Below are 15,136 nucleotides of genomic sequence, written 5' to 3' on the forward strand. Positions count from 1 at the left end.
TACGGAACTTAATATAAATTCAAAAAATGTAGAGATTGTTATTTTGACAATTTTAAATTTATGCTAATCATCTTAGTAGCAATTTGCCGCACCATTGAGCCATTAATTGACTTATATCCAAATTTCAATAAAATTCAAGATATATTTACACTATTTATCAATAGACATATTGATAAATTTGTTGCTTCCATATTAAGTATCCCCGACCATTTAAATGTGTTCCGTCATAAGTATATTTGCTTGATAATTTATTATCTTTTACAAACTTGTCAAACAAATCGATATATATAATTTTATTGCCACTTAATTTTCGCAATTCTTCATTTAAGAATTTAACATCTCTGTTGGATCTAATGTTATTGTTGGGCAAAATACTTTCAACATAAATGGTTGTATCTGGAGAATCCATTCTTATTTCATTTAAAATCTGTTTATAGTTGTCTAATATATATGATGGCTCTTTCTTATGTAAAACATCATTAATTCCTATCATCAAAAATATTTTTTCAGGATGTCCCCTGGTGATTGTGTTCAACCTATTTAGGATACCATTTGTAGTATCCCCGTCAATACCTCTATTTTTTATATTGGGGTTATTAAATAACTCTTCCCATTCGGATCTATTTGTAATACTGTCTCCTAAAAATACAATGTCTCCACTCTTTATATTTAAAGTTTCAAATTGACTTTGTTTTGCTAAATAGTATGTATTTTTTATGATATTCCTATTTACATTCTCTCTTTGTAAAATCTGTGTTCTATGACTTTTATAAATTGCATGTATACCAGAAAATATAAAAAATATATTCAATAGTACAGATATAAAGCATATAATATTCTTTTTTCTCATCTTCAGCCTCCATATTAATTGCAGTGTTTAAGAGAAATCATTTTTTATAGTATATCTAATATGCAAGCAATTGTCCAACATGAAAATTAAAATTAATTTTCTTTACCCATATGACAGCACACCTCAATGCGACCTTCCGATCATTGCCTCAACCAATTCACTATTTTCCACTTTATAAATTATTATTTTGTTGTCTCTCACTGTACTACTGACATCCAGAATTTAGCACCTTCAGCTTCACCAATCCATATACCTAAAATATCTTTATACCCTTTCATATCAAGTGTATTGTTTAAAACAAATTAAATATTTGTTTTAACTCACTATATTTTTATATAATAAAAAACAGCCTTATAAGGCTGAAAATGTCAGAACAATGTTTTAAGTTCATCGCTGGTTTCTATAAAAATGTCTTTCAAAATATTCTAACTTAAAATTGTTTCAAATTTTACGACAAGCATATTTAGCAATTTTATATGACGAGTTTTTATATTATTGAATATTTCCAAGGCAAGTTTTTCATCATACACATGAGAAGTTCTATTTCTGTCAAGCATCATAGTTATCCAATCATCTCCATCTGTAATAAGTCCCTGTTTAAATGCCAATCTTATAGTACTTCTTGGACTTGCAGCACCTTCTATACCCTCATATTCCAGATAGGATTTCATGAATTTCCAGCTAAGTTCAAATGTAAATTCAAACCTCTGGATAACTGCATCAACTAAAATATCACTGTTATCTTCCAATTCACTTGCTTCTTTCAATCTAAAAAAAGCTTTTTTAAAGTCTCTGAATCTCTCTATAACTCTATCTGGCAACATAAATTTCAATTCCCTCTTTCTCTATATTATTTCTCAATTCTTTTTTTGATATATTTTTCATATTTAATAAATCAAAAGTAAAAGCTGTATTCAGTTCATTTAATTCATCACAAATAAAATTAAAATCTCTAAATGTCATATTACTTCCTGAAACAGCTATGTCTATATCAGAATTATACTTGTAATCTCCTCTTGCCCTGGAACCAAAAATAACTGCCCGCTCTACACCTTTGGATTTCGAAAATATGCCTTGAATTTGTATTAACAATTCTTTTTTTATCCCCAATTTTTCTTCAAGTTTCAAAGAATCACCTCACTTAATTTTCTCTTACTTATTTCATCTCCAAATTTGCTTAAAAGTGCATACAGCATACTTATGCAATCAAGCTTTGTCTGCCTGTCTTCTATGTTTTTTGTCAGTTCTACTTACTGTAAAATTGAAGCATATGTTCTGCGAATTTTTTCAAATCATATATGTGCTTTTCAATTATTTCCTTCACTATAGACAGATTTACAGTCGGATAATCATGTACTGCTATATTTCTAAATCCAACCATAGATTTTAAATTATTCATAAGCTCCTTATCTATAATATTATTTTGAAATAATACTTCAAATGCATCCCTGCTATTTTGTGGAATACCAAGTTTTTTTTTCGGAAACTATATGCATTGCCAAATCTATAGAAGCCTCACAGGCCCTTTGAATATTTAAAATTATAGAATCCTGTTTAGTATAATTTTTCAAATTTTCAAGGTTATTTTTATATTCTTCATTTATCCTATTTATACATCTTTCAATAACAGATATTTTGTTCAATATCGCATCATTCATATACATGTCCTCTCTTTTTTATATTTTTTAATATTATTTCTCTCTCTTCATTTAATATAGCATAATCTTTAAATGCATACATTTCAAAATAAGCCCTTCTTTTATTATCACTGCAGTATATATGTTCGCCTTTAGCTATTACCTGAACTTTAAATACAGTAGATGCTTTTTTTAAATCAATCAAATCAACATCTCTTTTTAATATATCTGCAAGTTTTTGTGACAACATAAATATTTCGTAGTCAGAAGTTTCAATATCACTAATAAATGCAATGTCAATGTCACTATCTCCTCTAAATATTCCATTTACACTTGAACCAAATAAGTATATCAAATATGGTTTTATATTTTCTATAAGAAATGATATTATCTTATCTATACTGTCTTTATCTATATTCAATGAATTCACCTCACTTATAAAATACAAATTTCTGTCCTTCCACTTTATTATAATCCATATCACTCATCTCTTTCCATAATAAAATTTATATTTTTATTATGGGCATAAAAGGATTGGTCTATTCAAACGTTTGTTCTCAATTTATTCATCACCTCCCAGAGTCTTTTGTGTCACTCCACTATATCCCACTTAATCCTTATGTTCCATATTTAAATACTTTAAATGAAATGTTAATATACTGTTAACTGTCAATTTTACAGTTCAAATAATTTATAAGGCGGATTTCATTAGAATGCTAAAAATGACTAAACTTTTAAGCTGTATACTAGGTTTTTTAATACTAAGCATTTCATCTGCGTGCCTTCCAAATTAACATAGTTTTAGCTTCATCTAAAATTACTAGGATTTATGGAAATGACAGATATAAAACAAGCATGGAAATATTAAATTCCGGATGGGAAACATCAAAAAATCTTGTACTAGCTAGTGGTGAAGATTATCCTGATGCACTGTGCTCTGTTCCATTGGCAAAGAAGCTATCCGCACCAGTTCTCTTAACAACAAAATCAGAAATAAGCAATGAAGTAATCAATAAAATAATTCAATTGAAAGTGGAAAACCTATTTATCATTGGCGGTGAAGGAAGTATCTCAAAAAATGTTGAAGATACTTTAAAGAGAGAAACCAATGTAAATATTGTAAGGCTATTTGGAATCACAAGGTATGAAACTTCCATGGCAGTGGCCAAATATATGTACTCCAATTTTAATATGAACAAGGAGATTGTAGTTACATCAGGTTTAGGTTTTGCTGATTCCATATCAGTTGCTCCCATAGCAGCTCAAAAAGATATGCCAATCTTATTGACTGATAAATACCTTTTCAGATAATAGTAAGGACTTTCTGAATAAAAATAGTATTATAAAAACTTATATAATTGGCGGCTCCGAAGTCATCAGTGAAAATGTTGCTAAGAATTATCCTTCACCAGAAAGAATTTGGAGAATAGATAGATATGAAACAAATTTAAATATTATAAATCACTTCAACAGCGATGATATAAATAAAATTTACGTAGCTTCAGGAGAAAACTTTCCGGATTCACTGTCCGGTGCAGCGGTGCAGCTCTTGCCGGAAAAGATTCCTCTTTTATAGTTCTAACTCCAACTTCCCCGAATAATGCAACAAGAAGTCTTGTTTACAATGTCTGGAGAAAAGATTCCAGTACAAGCAATGTGATAATTTTAGGTGGAATATATGTAGTGTCAGATGATGTTGTGAAACAACTTACAACAAAAGAGCTGGACTTTACCGGTAATATAATCAATGGAGCATTAGTTTCCTACAATAATGGCAACACATATTACTACAATCCACAGGATGATACATATCATCAGTTAAGTGCTGATAATACAACAGATGGAACTAGGGAAGAACATGTGGATTTAAATATAAAAGACCCCTATATCGTAGACCACGGCTATCCTTTCTGCATAAAAGATGGTCGGATATATATGAGTATTACCGAAATATCTGCTTCTCCTCCTAATAAGCCTGAATTTATAATGGCAAATCTTGATGGAAGTGATATAAAGATAATTAAAGAAGATAATTTGTCAAGATTTCAACCTGTAGACAATTGGATTTATTACAGTGATTCCAATGGTATTCATAAGATAAAAAATGATGGAAGTGAAGACACTTTATTGACTACATTTCATTATACTAATAATGAAATGTACAGTATAAATGTATTTAATGATTATATATATTATACACTTACGTCTTTTAATGAGGAAGGTAAAAGTAATGACGGACTCTATCGGATGAATCTAGATGGCAGTAATATAATAAAAATTTCTGATAAAGCAACTGATTATTTGTTTGCTGTCCCTGGTTGGATTTACTTTTATAAAAACAGTCAGGTATTAAAAGTAAAAATTGATGCTTAAAATTTCACGATTATCATTATGAAAATAATTTTTTAGAAGATGGAAATAGTTTCTATCAGACAATCAAATGGCTATGGGGGTTTTCTTCATAGCCATTTGATTCACCTACTTTTACTATCTGCCACTCTAATCTGTATTAAAGAGCATAACGATTTTCTTAAATAACCTTAGAAAAAACTTTTACAGTATTAACTAGGGTGTGTCTGAAAACAATGTAGCAATAGACTACTTAGACAAAATAAAAATAGCAGCAATATAAACAAAAGCAAGGAAAGAATCAGCAAGCTTGTCACAACGAGTTGCAATTCTTCTAAAATGTTTGATTTTATTAAAGAAACATTCTACTAAATGACGTTCTTTATACAGCCACCAGTCACAATCCCACGGGTTTTTTGCATTGGATTTTGGTGGAATAGTATATGAGGCCTTCTTGGAAGTAATATATTCTCTAATTTCGTTTGTACCGTATGCTTTATCTGCCAAGATATTGCTATCTTTTATATCAATGTTGGAAAGAACATCTACAGCCTGTGTACTGTCGTGTAAATTACCAGATGATAATTGAAAATAGATTGGATTACCAAGCCCGTCAACAACTGCATGAATTTTTATGGTATGTCCACCACGGCTTAGTCCAATATGCTGTTTTGTTTCGATATTTATAGCCCCTTTTTAGCACCAGCACTATGCTGGTGAGCTTTTATACATGTTGAGTCAATGCTTAAATTTTCATAATCTGCCTCTGAGGTTAATTCTCTAAAAATTGTTAATAAAGTACCATCATTACGCCACTTACAAAAACGACTGTATACAGTCTTCCATGAACCAAAGCGTTCTGGCAAATCACGCCATGCTGCACCACTTCTTGCAATCCATAGTATGGCATTAAATATAAGTCGGTTATCTTTTGGAGGTCGTCCTGTTTTTGCTATTGGAATTAAGTTTTTTATTTGATCCCATTGTTCATCTGATATTTCATAACGCTTTTGTGCCATATTTGCAACCTCCGAGTTTTTTGTTTTATTTTACCTAAAACTCGATTTTTGCACAATATTTAGTTTTCAGACACGATCTAATATGGCCACTTGATCTTTCTTTAATTCTATTTTATTAATTTTAGTAGCTTCAGGTATGTCAACTTTATCTTGATATAAATCAAATAAACATAATTTTAACGCATCCTCTGCCATTATATATGCTTCCTCTAACGTTTCTCCATAGGTTATTATTTCTTCAAAATCAGGAAAACTTACATTATAATCATTTTCCCCCATAGTAGTTACCACTGCAGGAAAAACATATATATTCTTATATAATAATTATTAAAAATTCTTTCAACGCTTTCATTTTATCCAAAACTCTAAAATTACTTTAAAAGTTTGGTTCCCATAATCCACTTTCTAGTTTCCTTTAATCCCTGCTGAAGAGTATATTTAGGTTCCCATCCAATAAGCCTTTTTGCCTTAGAATAATTACACTTCAATTTCATTATTTCACTTTGCGGGTGAATGTGTTTTACATGATTTATCTTTACTTTGTTATGAACTATAATATCTGCAAGTTCATTTATAGTAACATCTCTTCCTGTACCTGCGTTTACTACTTGACCATTTACTTTTTCCGAATATCCTGAGGCAACTATAAAGTCAGCACAGTCTTTTACATAGAGAAGATCTCTCGTCTGCTCGCCAGAACCGTATATATTTATATTCCTGCCGTGTAGCACATTATTTATAAATATGGCCACAACTCCACCTTCCCCTCCAGTTTTCTGAAAAGGTCCATAAGTATTAAATGGCCTTATTACAACAGTTGGAAGTCTATAGGCATTATAATATGAAAGTACCATATTTTCAGCAGCTATCTTGCTGCCGCCATAAGGCGAAACAGGTTTCACAGGATGATTTTCAGGAATTCCTTCATTCCCAGATACATCATATACCATACACGTACTCATAAAAACCACTTTACAAGGATAAGTATCCTCTTTGGAATCAAGAATCCAGCCGTTTCCATCTGTTCTGCCATTTTTCCCAAACATCTGCATCTTGGCCCTTTCAAGTATATTGAAAGTTCCAACTACATCATTGAAAAAAGTAGTCTCCGGATCATCAATGCTATCTTGGACATTTATTGAAGCTGCGAGATGATATATTATATCAAACTTATCTTTAAACACTTCATCTAACTTGCTTTTATCTCTTATATCTCCACCTATAAATTTAAAATTGGAATTGTTTTTAAATTCTTCTATATTTTCAAGTCTCCCATTGGACAGATTATCCATCACTGTAATTGAATGATTTTCACTTAACAATTGTTTTACAACCCAGCGGCCTATAAATCCTGCCCCTCCTGTTACAAGTATATTCATATACAATCAACCTCCTTAGATTTATATATAATTTATTGAGAATGTATCTAAATTACTACAATCCATTAGTTAAATATTACTTGTCTGTAATTCTGTTTGCATTAGGCAATATATGTAATATCCTTTTTAATTCCAAAAATAGACTGCCAAATTGGCAATCCATTCAATAAAACTATATGAATACTAATTTCTAAATTTACTGTTTAAAAAATCAGCTATCCTTTTGGCACCACATCCATCTATAATCTTTTGCCCCTTAATAGATCTTTGTTGTCTCAAAGTACAATCATTACATAAAGCAATCAGCCTATTTTTGAATTCACTTTCATTTAAACTGCTGTACCACCCCAGACTTTCCACCATATTCATATCACTTAATTTTTTGGATATACTGAATTGGTTATTAGCAATTACAACACTTAGACAAGGTACTCCACCGGCAAGAAATTCATATATACTGCTACCGGAAGCAGATACAGCCAAATCACATTTCTGCATTACATCTGCCATATTTGCATGAAAATAAAATGTCACATTATAAAAACTTATATTCTCAAAATATTTTATGTTCTTAAAAGAAGGCCCTATAATGACATGAAAGTTAAACTTTAGATCCGTTATCCAATTGGTAATAGCTTTGGTAAACTCAACAGGATCTGACCCTCCCATTGTTATCATTATATCCTTAACCTGCCTATTAATGTGCTTTCGTGGTATATTTCTAAATTCATTCCTTAGCATAAGATATTTTAATCCAAGCAATTTATATTTTTGCTTATAAATAAAATCATCTGCATTTATATTCTGATTTACAACCAAATCTACAGGATAATCAAAAGAATTTACATCATCTATATAAGCTGTATGTTTTACAAATTTTTTTGTAGCAATAAAATATTTCTCATTCACATCATAGCTGTCAGTTATAAGCACATCTGCATTTAAATTTGGCAACACCGCTAAAACGGTATCTTTAAAAGCATATACCTTAAATCCATTTTTCTCTATTTGAATTATTCCACTTTTATTTTCTATGCTATCCTTACATATATAAGATACTTCATTTTTTAGTGATAGTTCCTTTGCAAGCACCAGGGTCCTCATTATATGACCCATACCTATTTTAGTACCGCCTTCTGCCCTAATGGCTATTTTCAAATTCAGCCTACCTCCTTTATACTATCTTTAAATTCAGTACAATGGAGAAAAGTTTTTACTACCTGCTGAGATTTACTATTATTCATATAAATAAGAGCAAGAATGAAATTATACTCCAGTGAACTCAAGTAATATCTTTTATACTTTTCTATTATCACAGTTTCACTAAACTTATTCAAATTTAAAAGTGCATAACCATAACTTTCAACTAAATCTTCTGCATATTCATAATTGAAATTATCTACAGATAGAATAGACCTTTTAAAATATAAAACAGCTTTCTTATAATTCTTTTCTAAAAAATAGCTTTTGCCAAGCTGATAATTAATATAGGGATCTTTCTGATCTTTTATAAGTTCTTCTTTTAACATTAATATATTTCTATAGATTTTGTTTGTCCTTTTTAAAACTTCCCTAAAATACCCTATATGATCTATTGTAATATCAATGTTTGAAGTATCATAATTTATTTTATTTTTACGAACCACTTGTTCATGTATTGTTCCTGAATAACAAAAACTATTTTTATTAAACAACCTGCTGATTCTCTCAATATACCTTCTTTTACCATAACTATGCTCATATTCGTTGACTTTCTTTAATCTTCCAACTTTAGACTGATTGTCACTACAATTACAAAATTCAAGTATGGAATTTCTGTCAAATTGCTTCACTATTTCATCTGCATCCAGTACTAAAACCATTCATTATTAGCTCTTGATATTGAGAAATTCCTTGCTTTTGAAAAATCATTACACCAATTATAATCAAACAGCCTATCTGTATACTTAAGTGCTATATGCCTGGTCTTATCAGTAGAACCTGTATCTAATCTACAACTATAATTTCATCTACGAGATTTTTTATGCTGCTGAAACACATATTCAAGGATTTTTCTTCATTTTTAACTATCATACATAATGAAATCATATACTTTTCATCTATTAAAAATATTTTACTATTATTCTATTCTAAATAAGATTTTCACTGGATAAAAGCCTCCTTACTTCTTCCTTGGTTATAGGTACAGTATCAGATGAATTATAACTTCCTGCCTTGACCTTTTTTTCTGACTTATAATATCCATTCAATTCATCCGTATAAGTATTAGGTATAACTGCATACATACTTCCTAAATCATAAGCAATTTGTGATTCTTCATAAGTCATAAGCTCTTCAAATTTTCTCTCACCTGCCCTTAATCCTATATTTTCTACATTTACACTACTTAAATCAATATGAAGCTTTTTACAGGTTTCCTCAATTACAACTTCTGCTAAATCAAATAATCTTATAACAGGCATCTTGAGTACAAATGCTTCTCCACCATGAGATTTCTCAGCTGCATCAATTATGAGTGAAACAGCCTGGTATAATGTCATCATAAACCTGGTCATATTTTTGTCCGTAACGGTTATATTTCCCCTTTCAATTATCTGTTTCTTGAAAAGCGGAATAACTGACCCGCGAGAACCCATGACATTTCCAAACCTAACTGCTGTAAATCTTGTCCTAACCTTTCCCTTACTGAAATTAGCTGCCTGTACTAATTTTTCAGCCAAAAGCTTGGTAGCCCCGTAGGTATTGGTAGGATTTATAGCTTTATCAGAACTTGTAAAAAGTACAGAATCCACATTATTGTATACAGCAGCTTTTATAACATTTTCCATTCCCTGCACATTTGTTTTAATAGCCTCGGTTGGATTGTATTCGCAAGAAGGTACATGTTTCATGGCAGCAAGATTGAATACTATATCTATTCCATTCATCGCCCTTTCAACTCTGTCATAATCTCTAACGTCACCTATCAAATATCTGAACTGTGATATATGGTCAAGTTCTTTTTCCATTATAAATTGCTTGTACTCATCTCTGCTGAAAATTCTTATAACATTAGGTTTTTGAGTCAATAATTCTTTTGCAAGCCCTCTACCTATGCTTCCCGTTCCACCTATTATAAGAATATTTTTATCCGTATAGTATCCCAATTTTATCCTCCAAATTATATTTGGTTTAATTTAATATACCATAAATAATTATATTTCTTCCAATTCCTATATTACAGAAAGAATTATATAATTTCCTTCTTAAATTATTGGTAATTGATAATTCTAATTTTTTCCGTTCTTCATGGCATATTTTACCTATATTTCTATTTTTTATATAATCTTTACCCATAAATATAAATAATTCCATTGGAAAATCTACAGTTTTATTAATAATTCTAAATCCATAAAATTCTAGTATATTCGTTAAAGATTCAAGATTAAAATAATTTATATGATCAGGTATAGCAACCCAATATTTACCTTTATTAAAATTTTTACATAATTCCAATTGCAATTTATTAAAATCATTAGGAACTTTTATACGAATAATTCCTTTTTTGTTTAGCATTTTTTTGCATATTTCAATAGCCTTTAATGGATCTATTAAATGTTCCAATACGTTTGTTAAGTTAATAATATCAAATTTTCTATCATTGCTTTCAAAATCATATATACTACAATTCTCAATTTTTAATCCTATATTTTTACTTTTTTTGCAAGCTATTAGTGAAGGTTCTATTCCAAATGTATCATAACCTTTTTCTTTCATATAACTTAAAAATTTACCCATTCCACAACCTATATCTAACAATTTACCCTCTAATAAATATTCATTAAATATATCATATGCATCTTTATATTCTGTTTTTTGAAGCCAAATAGTATCCTCATCGTCAACTTTATTATTAATATTCTGAGTTGCTTTATAATAATCTTTCACATAGAAATTGTTTAATTCATCTCTTGAAGGAATAGGATTTAATTTTCTATATCCAAATTTTTTATTATAAATAACCTTATACTCTTCCATTATATTTCTCCCAACATATTAATTATTATATTAAAAAATTTATTTTTACAAATGTATTTAATTTCCTATTATAAATTTATCACCAAAATTATTTCATAAAATCTTTCATTCTATAACAATATATGATTGTAAAGGACTTAAAGTTGATCTCCGAATTCTATACTTATTAAGTCCAAAAACTTCTTTCAAAGCTAAAGTCTCGCCCTGAAAATTATGATAATTTAATTCATCAAACCCTATTATACTACCTTTTGTTAAATGGTCTTTTATAGCTTCTAAGCATTCTTTAGTAGGTCTATATATATCAAAATCAAAATATGCAAGTGCAATAATAGTTTGGGGATTATCCTTTAAATATTTATATATAGTTTCAGTAGCATCCCCTTCTACCAATTCATATTTTTTTATATGTGAGATTGGACTTTCACTCTCATGGTGATCAAGTATTTTTTTAAGATATTTTTTATAATTATCTGTAACAGAATAAGCTCCTTCAACAATTACATTGGCCTTTCCATCTTTATCATCCAATGACTTAAAACCATTAAATGTATCAAAGCCTATAATCTTTCTATTATAATTAAACGGTTCATACATACCTCTAAAAGATTCAAATAAAGCCAAATTTTGACCCCACCTTACACCAAATTCAATCACTACTCCATGAGTATTAATAATTTTTTTATATAATTCATTCATAAATAATATTCTAGATAAATTTTGCCTGCTTATAAATAATCCTAAATTATTCATAAGTTCATCATCAGGTATTGGGCAAGACTTAAACATATTTAAAAATTTACTTCTATTAGAAATCTCTTCATTATTTGAATTACTGTCTACTATCATAATTAACATCTTCCTCTACGTATATATAAATTTCAATAAATATTTTCAATTAATTCCCACTTTAACGGAGTCCCTTTCTCAATATCACATCTTGCCTTTCTACCAAGTACATCATAGATATATTTGGGTTCTATTCCAAAACTAGGTCTTATACTTCTCACATTGTCTTCTGTAAACATTTCTCCTGCCTTCATATCTCTAACCACAAAAAGACTCCTGGAATGTTCCCTACTCTTAATTTGTTTTTCCGTAAGTTCATAACTCACACTTCCAAGGGCCTTTTCCATATCCCTTATATCCTTCACCATCTGACAAAATTCCTTCGGTTCCATGGAAAAAGCTGAGTCGGGACCTCCCGCCGCTCTATCAAGGGTGAAGTGCCTTTCCACCACTTTTGCCCCCAGTGCCACAGCTCCCAGAGATACCGTGTGTCCTAGAGTATGGTCAGATATACCAACCAATGTATTAAAAGTGTTCTGCATATTGGGTATTGTCTTCAAATTTATATCTTCCAGCGAAGAGGGATATTCAGATGTGCATTTTAAAAGTATTACATCATTGTTACCTGCTTTTCTGCAAGCATCCAGAGCTTCCTGGATATCTCCAAGTCTTGCTATACCTGTAGATATTATAACAGGCTTTCCCCTTGAAGCCACATACTCTACAAAGGGTATGTCCGTAATCTCAAAGGAAGCTATTTTGTAGGCAGGTACCTTTATTTTTTCCAGAAAGTCCACAGCAGATCTGTCAAAAGGTGACGAAAAACATATCAAGCCTTCATCTTCTGCTATTTTCTTCAGTTTCGGCTGCCAGTCCCATGGAGTATACGCCTTCTGGTAAAGCTTATAAAGTGTTGTGCCATCCCATATGGTGCCCTGTTTTATCTGGAAATACTGGTTGTCACAGTCCAGCGTTATGGTATCAGGGGTATAGGTCTGAAGTTTGACTGCATCCGCCCCTGACTTTTTTGCTTCTTTTACAAGCTTGACTGCATTATTAAAATTCTGGAGGTGGTTTGCAGAAAGTTCTGCAATTATAAAAGCGGAACTGCTACTGTCAATTATCTTATCTTTTATTCTTAAATTTCGGTTCATAAATCCTCCGTATTATACCTTAATTTGTTATTTATATGTATATTATCGTAGATATATAAAAAAACTTAGACATAGATCTAAGTTTTTACACTATTTTTGAATAACATTTGAATTTATAGTTGATATTTCAGGATTTTCGTCTAAATACTCCACTATTTGTCTTGAAGACACATATTCATCCCTAAAACGTTTATATATATTCTCTACCAATTTGAAATCCTCCATAGTATCCACACACAGCCTGTAATTTTTGTTATATAAATCACTTCCGTATACATGTCCTACTTTAAATTCATTGGGATGCTTGTACATATAATATGTAACATGCTCCTTATACATGTTAATGGCTGTTCCATCTGACTCATTGGCTTCCATACCGCAGACAATATTGTATATCCTGTCCAGCGATTCCTTGGTGAATATCTCCACATCAAATCCCCTTATAAAACTGTCAGGTACATCCAGCCTGACATAATCATAATCATTCATTTTAAAATAGGTTACAACATGGTCCACTATATCTGGATCTATAAATGGACAATCACCTGTAATCCTTATTATTATATCTCCTTCATATATATTAGCAGTATCTCTATATCTTTTAAGTACATTAGATTCATCTCCTCTAAACACATTATATCCATCATTTTGGACTATATTTACTAAGGGATTTTCTCTCACTTTATCTGAGGTTGCAAGTACAATTTTATCTATATACTTGCTCTCACTTAACCTATCCAATGTATATAGTATCATAGGTTTTCCAAGTATAGATCTTATAACTTTTCCAGGCAATCTTTCAGAACCCATACGTGCCTGAACTATGCAAAGTATTTTCATATGTATTCCTTTCTCAAAATTATATTTCACCTATTTTATCTAATGGTAAAATAAAATTTATAATTCCTTCAATTTTATTTTTTTTATTTTCCCACATTTCCTTATTTATCTGTTGATAATATATATTAAATATCTTGTCCTGAGTTTTTATTACCTTATTCAAACCCCTAAAGCCAAATTTTGAATGGAGATTAATCACTTTTTTATTTGATACTTTACTTCTACAAAATATATACTTTACTTTTAATTTATTAAATCCATAATTTAATACTGAATATTCCAATATTACACCAAGCCCACCATTTACAAATTTTTTATCAATTAAATAATAACCGAATTCTAATGAAGTATTTTCATGAAAAATATCAAGGCTTACTACACCAACAGGATTATTATCATAAGAACATACATAAACTCTCTTATCATTTCTAATGCTTAGATTTCGCAAAAAGTTCTTGTGATCTTCTTCTGATATAATATCAGAAAAAAACATTTTTTCCCTTACAAAATCTTGATTACGCCAATCTCTTAGCTTATTCTTATAATTTATGTCTAAATCTAAAATATTTTTATAATTGATTAATTTCATTATACAATTCCTCTTTCAAAAAATAAATTATATTTTCAGTTAAATAATTTGCATTTTTTATTTTATAGAATTAAAATTATCAAATATAATCTGAACAATGCCTTTGCCTGTAAATATAAGTTCATCACTATTTCTATACATTTTAGTTTCTATCACTAAAAATTTAGTTGATTCTATTTTATTTATAACTTTTCCTACTATTTTTACAGTATCACCTATATAAAAGGCTCTTCTAAAATTTGATTCCTGTTTTATGCATATAGAAGTGCCTCCGGGAAGATATTCACCATAAAGTCTCGATAAAAAACCATTTAACATAAATCCATAACCTATCACATCATCATAATTAGTACGTTTGGCTATAAATTTATCGTTGTGTACAGGACTAAAATCCTCAAATAAGTCTCGAAATTTTACATGTCTATTCATATCGATATTTTCATAGAATTCAACTTTATCTCCAACTTTTATCTCATCAAAATTCTTGTCATTGCATAAATGTCTTTCTCCCAT

General features: G+C 29.9%; 19 protein-coding genes and 1 pseudogene. 3 read left to right on the forward strand and 17 right to left on the reverse strand.

Annotated elements, in window-relative coordinates; all coding sequences use genetic code 11:
- Window positions 1-157 precede the first annotated feature (157 nt).
- The 5 genes and pseudogenes from AB8U03_RS00970 to mntA form a co-directional block, all read right to left on the reverse strand.
- Window positions 158-850, reverse strand: a complete 693-nt coding sequence (locus AB8U03_RS00970; protein ID WP_369702669.1) for a GDSL-type esterase/lipase family protein — start codon at window positions 848-850, stop codon at window positions 158-160.
- A 425-nt stretch (window positions 851-1,275) separates the two neighbouring features.
- On the reverse strand, window positions 1,276-1,674 hold the full coding sequence (locus AB8U03_RS00975; RefSeq protein WP_369702670.1) for a nucleotidyltransferase substrate binding protein: 399 nt from the start codon (window positions 1,672-1,674) through the stop codon (window positions 1,276-1,278).
- The gene (locus AB8U03_RS00980) at window positions 1,661-1,978 is read right to left on the reverse strand and encodes a nucleotidyltransferase family protein (RefSeq protein ID WP_369702671.1); all 318 of its coding nucleotides are present in this window, start codon (window positions 1,976-1,978) and stop codon (window positions 1,661-1,663) included. The genes AB8U03_RS00975 and AB8U03_RS00980 overlap by 14 nt, the downstream gene beginning before the upstream one ends.
- Before the next feature lie 118 nt (window positions 1,979-2,096).
- Window positions 2,097-2,508: pseudogene (gene hepT, locus AB8U03_RS00985) on the reverse strand (type VII toxin-antitoxin system HepT family RNase toxin).
- Window positions 2,501-2,908: a type VII toxin-antitoxin system MntA family adenylyltransferase antitoxin gene (mntA, locus tag AB8U03_RS00990; protein ID WP_369703004.1), complete on the reverse strand. Its 408-nt coding sequence runs from the start codon at window positions 2,906-2,908 to the stop codon at window positions 2,501-2,503. Before mntA ends, hepT begins: the two are co-directional and overlap by 8 nt.
- A gap of 404 nt (window positions 2,909-3,312) precedes the next feature.
- Between mntA and AB8U03_RS00995 the strand changes: the two genes are divergently transcribed.
- The 3 genes from AB8U03_RS00995 (at window position 3,313) to AB8U03_RS01010 (ending at window position 4,860) form a co-directional block, all read left to right on the forward strand.
- Entirely contained in the window at window positions 3,313-3,798 is a 486-nt protein-coding gene (locus tag AB8U03_RS00995; protein WP_369703005.1) for a cell wall-binding repeat-containing protein, read from the forward strand.
- A gap of 115 nt (window positions 3,799-3,913) precedes the next feature.
- On the forward strand, window positions 3,914-4,063 hold the full coding sequence (locus tag AB8U03_RS01000) for a cell wall-binding repeat-containing protein (protein WP_369703006.1): 150 nt from the start codon (window positions 3,914-3,916) through the stop codon (window positions 4,061-4,063).
- A gap of 107 nt (window positions 4,064-4,170) precedes the next feature.
- Window positions 4,171-4,860 (forward strand): DUF5050 domain-containing protein, encoded by a 690-nt coding sequence (locus AB8U03_RS01010; protein WP_407064931.1) that lies wholly within the window; start codon window positions 4,171-4,173, stop codon window positions 4,858-4,860.
- Between the two features lie 225 nt (window positions 4,861-5,085).
- Here the strand turns inward: AB8U03_RS01010 and AB8U03_RS01015 are convergent.
- From AB8U03_RS01015 to AB8U03_RS01070, 12 genes are all read right to left on the reverse strand, one after another.
- Window positions 5,086-5,855 (reverse strand): IS5 family transposase gene (locus tag AB8U03_RS01015; protein ID WP_369702672.1). Its coding sequence is split into 2 segments (ribosomal slippage): window positions 5,086-5,528 and window positions 5,528-5,855, totalling 771 coding nucleotides; the frame shifts between segments, so codons are not numbered across the junction.
- 66 nt (window positions 5,856-5,921) lie between these two features.
- On the reverse strand, window positions 5,922-6,146 hold the full coding sequence (locus AB8U03_RS01020) for a type II toxin-antitoxin system HicB family antitoxin (protein ID WP_369702673.1): 225 nt from the start codon (window positions 6,144-6,146) through the stop codon (window positions 5,922-5,924).
- An 80-nt stretch (window positions 6,147-6,226) separates the two neighbouring features.
- A complete protein-coding gene (locus tag AB8U03_RS01025) occupies window positions 6,227-7,234 on the reverse strand; it encodes a dTDP-glucose 4,6-dehydratase (RefSeq protein WP_369702674.1) in 1,008 nt (335 codons plus the stop codon).
- 183 nt (window positions 7,235-7,417) lie between these two features.
- A complete protein-coding gene (gene pseG, locus AB8U03_RS01030; RefSeq protein ID WP_369702675.1) occupies window positions 7,418-8,392 on the reverse strand; it encodes a UDP-2,4-diacetamido-2,4,6-trideoxy-beta-L-altropyranose hydrolase in 975 nt (324 codons plus the stop codon).
- A 2-nt stretch (window positions 8,393-8,394) separates the two neighbouring features.
- Window positions 8,395-9,096: a hypothetical protein gene (locus AB8U03_RS01035; RefSeq protein WP_369702676.1), complete on the reverse strand. Its 702-nt coding sequence runs from the start codon at window positions 9,094-9,096 to the stop codon at window positions 8,395-8,397.
- A 267-nt stretch (window positions 9,097-9,363) separates the two neighbouring features.
- Entirely contained in the window at window positions 9,364-10,380 is a 1,017-nt protein-coding gene (locus AB8U03_RS01040; RefSeq protein WP_369702677.1) for an SDR family NAD(P)-dependent oxidoreductase, read from the reverse strand.
- A gap of 25 nt (window positions 10,381-10,405) precedes the next feature.
- A complete protein-coding gene (locus tag AB8U03_RS01045) occupies window positions 10,406-11,251 on the reverse strand; it encodes a class I SAM-dependent methyltransferase (RefSeq protein WP_369702678.1) in 846 nt (281 codons plus the stop codon).
- A 105-nt stretch (window positions 11,252-11,356) separates the two neighbouring features.
- The gene (locus AB8U03_RS01050; protein WP_369702679.1) at window positions 11,357-12,100 is read right to left on the reverse strand and encodes a crotonobetainyl-CoA--carnitine CoA-transferase; all 744 of its coding nucleotides are present in this window, start codon (window positions 12,098-12,100) and stop codon (window positions 11,357-11,359) included.
- Window positions 12,101-12,132: 32 nt separating this feature from the next.
- Window positions 12,133-13,194 carry a pseudaminic acid synthase gene (gene pseI, locus AB8U03_RS01055; protein WP_369702680.1) on the reverse strand — a complete coding sequence of 354 codons (1,062 nt, stop codon included), beginning with the start codon at window positions 13,192-13,194 and terminating at the stop codon, window positions 12,133-12,135.
- Between the two features lie 90 nt (window positions 13,195-13,284).
- Window positions 13,285-14,034, reverse strand: a complete 750-nt coding sequence (locus AB8U03_RS01060) for a cytidylyltransferase domain-containing protein (protein ID WP_369702681.1) — start codon at window positions 14,032-14,034, stop codon at window positions 13,285-13,287.
- Window positions 14,035-14,053: 19 nt separating this feature from the next.
- Window positions 14,054-14,623 carry a GNAT family N-acetyltransferase gene (locus AB8U03_RS01065; protein WP_369702682.1) on the reverse strand — a complete coding sequence of 190 codons (570 nt, stop codon included), beginning with the start codon at window positions 14,621-14,623 and terminating at the stop codon, window positions 14,054-14,056.
- Window positions 14,624-14,680: 57 nt separating this feature from the next.
- On the reverse strand, window positions 14,681-15,136 hold the full coding sequence (locus tag AB8U03_RS01070; RefSeq protein ID WP_369702683.1) for a hotdog family protein: 456 nt from the start codon (window positions 15,134-15,136) through the stop codon (window positions 14,681-14,683).

Source organism: Clostridium moutaii (assembly GCF_041205085.1).
In the GTDB taxonomy this organism is placed as follows: Bacteria; Bacillota; Clostridia; order Clostridiales; family Clostridiaceae; genus Clostridium_B; species Clostridium_B moutaii.

Excerpts from the sequence above, each read along its gene's own strand:
- pseI (WP_369702680.1), bottom strand. The coding sequence starts at position 13,194 with ATGAACCGAAATTTAAGAATAAAAGATAAGATAATTGACAGTAGCAGT.
- AB8U03_RS01025 (WP_369702674.1), bottom strand. The coding sequence starts at position 7,234 with ATGAATATACTTGTAACAGGAGGGGCAGGATTTATAGGCCGCTGGGTT.
- AB8U03_RS01050 (WP_369702679.1), bottom strand. The coding sequence starts at position 12,100 with ATGATAGTAGACAGTAATTCAAATAATGAAGAGATTTCTAATAGAAGT.
- AB8U03_RS00975 (WP_369702670.1), bottom strand. The coding sequence starts at position 1,674 with ATGTTGCCAGATAGAGTTATAGAGAGATTCAGAGACTTTAAAAAAGCT.
- AB8U03_RS01045 (WP_369702678.1), bottom strand. The coding sequence starts at position 11,251 with ATGGAAGAGTATAAGGTTATTTATAATAAAAAATTTGGATATAGAAAA.
- AB8U03_RS00970 (WP_369702669.1), bottom strand. The coding sequence starts at position 850 with ATGAGAAAAAAGAATATTATATGCTTTATATCTGTACTATTGAATATA.
- AB8U03_RS01035 (WP_369702676.1), bottom strand. The coding sequence starts at position 9,096 with ATGGTTTTAGTACTGGATGCAGATGAAATAGTGAAGCAATTTGACAGA.
- AB8U03_RS01070 (WP_369702683.1), bottom strand. The coding sequence starts at position 15,136 with ATGGGAGAAAGACATTTATGCAATGACAAGAATTTTGATGAGATAAAA.
- AB8U03_RS01060 (WP_369702681.1), bottom strand. The coding sequence starts at position 14,034 with ATGAAAATACTTTGCATAGTTCAGGCACGTATGGGTTCTGAAAGATTG.
- AB8U03_RS01065 (WP_369702682.1), bottom strand. The coding sequence starts at position 14,623 with ATGAAATTAATCAATTATAAAAATATTTTAGATTTAGACATAAATTAT.